Annotated in this window: 1 protein-coding gene; it reads left to right on the forward strand. The window is 58.6% G+C overall.

Going from position 1 to position 2,405, the window contains the following annotated elements; translation table 11 throughout:
• Nucleotides 1-2,405: toxin TcdB middle/N-terminal domain-containing protein (locus EN861_RS34190; RefSeq protein ID WP_189343808.1), on the forward strand; the 2,405-nt coding region annotated here is incomplete at both ends.

Here is a 2,405-nt window from a genome sequence, read left to right on the forward strand (position 1 = left end):
GCTGACCCAGGTCACCCGCTACGGCACCGATGCCACCGGCACCGCCGATGGCACCATCACCGGCGGCACCTCCAAGATCATCGGCCAGATGGCCTATCAGAACACAGATGGCGTGTATGCGACGGTGGCATCCGACATATACGGCGGTCAACCCCTCATCTGGGGAGACCGTGCTCTCGATAAGCCGCGCGAAGTTGGCGATCTCAACTTCGATGGAAGGGACGAAGTCTATGGCGATTATATTGAATCCAAAACGACCCGTAGCGGGGGCAGTAGTGGTGAAACAACAACCACCAAAAGAGTCTATAAGAGAGTAATTCGATTTGACTCTAGCGGCTCGCGCATCGACAGCAAGACAATACAAATTGACACGTTGGCACAGGATCCACCGGCTTACGCCGGATGGGATTTCTCGGGACCCGGACGCTTCCTTGGCTCCAAGAATGCCATGGATTTTTTTCTTTATGACAACAAGGTCAACAGCACAAACAACCAAGGTACTCCTATTTTCTATTCACCGACCGGTGCTCTCCTGCTGACCGACAGTCAGTTGGGTATGACGAAGTTCGACTGCAAACCCACGCCACCATCTGGATACGAAGCCGACTGTAATGCAGTTCCAGCGACCGTGACGGCACCATATCCTGACAGCATTTCCTTTGTCGCGGACGCCGACGGCGACGGCATCGATACGGTGAACATTCATGACTACAATGACCACGAGATCGGCGTCGGCGATTTCCTTGGGAATGGTCATCAACAGCCGCTCTTTCGCACGCCGGGTCCTGCTGCCCAAAAGGGCGTACTCTCGAACGGCAAGTGGCAGCGCAGCGGGACGTCACTCGGGATCAATTGTCCAACAGTGTTTTACCAAGGCAGTGGCACCTGCGCGCTGGTTGACCTCAATGGAGATGGCGCGACGGACTTACTCCGCTATGACGGCAATGGCGGTAATGTCTGGCTATGGTTGTCCACCGGTGTTGGCTTCAAAAGCTATTCGGTATCATCGATTTCTGCTGGATCCATAGTCTTGCGCGATTTCGACAATGATGGACGCATGGACGCCATCGTTATACCTAGCTCGCTAACACCGCCGCCGCCCCAGAGCAAAGGCTCGGTCAAAGTCTATTCACTTCGTCCTTCATCGACAGCGGTGGCGCCGGTGCAGTTCACATTGCCGACGCCGATCACAGCTGGCGTCGTTATTGGCGATTTCAACGGCGACGGCCTGCCTGATTTCACCAATTACACGAGCATGTTCATCTCGAATCCCGGTACGGGCAATCCGAATCTGGTTAAGCAGATCACGACGGAACTCGGGGGCACGGTGGCGGTGGAGTACACACCGTCGTCGACCTGGGCGAACAACTACCTGCCACAGGTGGTCCATGCGGTGACGAAGCTTTCGGTCGGCGACGGGCGCGGCCAGACGGCGGTGTCGACCTATCAGTATTCGGGCGGCACATACGACCCTGCGGCGCGCAAGTTCCTGGGCTTTGCCTCGATCGTCGAGACCAAGCCGCTGGCCAATGGCGAGACGGCGCCCTCGACGGTGACGACCACCTATCGCCAGGACCTGGCGAGCTACGGCCTGCCGTCGCTGACGGTGTGGAAGGATGGCGCCGGCGCTGTCCACAAGCAGGTGGCCGAGACCTATGCGGTCAATGTGGCGAGCAAACCTTACACGGTGCAGAACACGGCGACCGACACGACGCTGACCGAGAATGTTTCACGCACATTGCGGGTCGAGCGGGGCTTCGACGCCTACAACAACATCACCAGCCTGAAGGACTATGGCCGCACCGATGCCAGCGGCGACGAGACCTGGACCCAGAAGTGGTTTGCCCCGAACGCGTCCGCCTACACCGTGTCGCTGCCACGTATCGAGACCGTCCAGGCAGGGCTCGACAACTCGTTCCCGTTCATCCGCTACAAGGCGAGCTTCTACGATAACCAGCACGCCGACAACAACACGCCGCCGACCAAGGGCAACCTCACCTGGATGGCGGACTACAACGATCTCTATGGGACGCCGCAGAAAGCCACACACCAGTTCTTCGCCTATGACAGCTACGGCAACAGGATCTCCGCCAGCAACGGCCTCGGCCACAAGACCGAATGGGATTATGATGCGACCTATCACCTCTATCCCATAACCGAGCGGGCGCCGCGCTATTTTGCCACCGGCGGCCAGAGCGCCGACACGCGCTTCGTCTCCAGCGCGACCTACAATCCCGTCTGCGGGCTGCCGGCGACCAAAACCGATCCGAACGGCATCGTGAAGACCTTCACCTACGATCCGTTCTGCCGGCCCTACCAGGTCTCGCAGAGCGTCACCGGGGCCTATGTCGCGACGCGCTTCGAGAACGAAGGCAATCCGGGCCTTCAATCGATCGCAACATACA

It is taken from the genome of Mesorhizobium sp. M8A.F.Ca.ET.218.01.1.1, assembly GCF_004791165.1.
GTDB lineage: Bacteria > Pseudomonadota > Alphaproteobacteria > Rhizobiales > Rhizobiaceae > Mesorhizobium.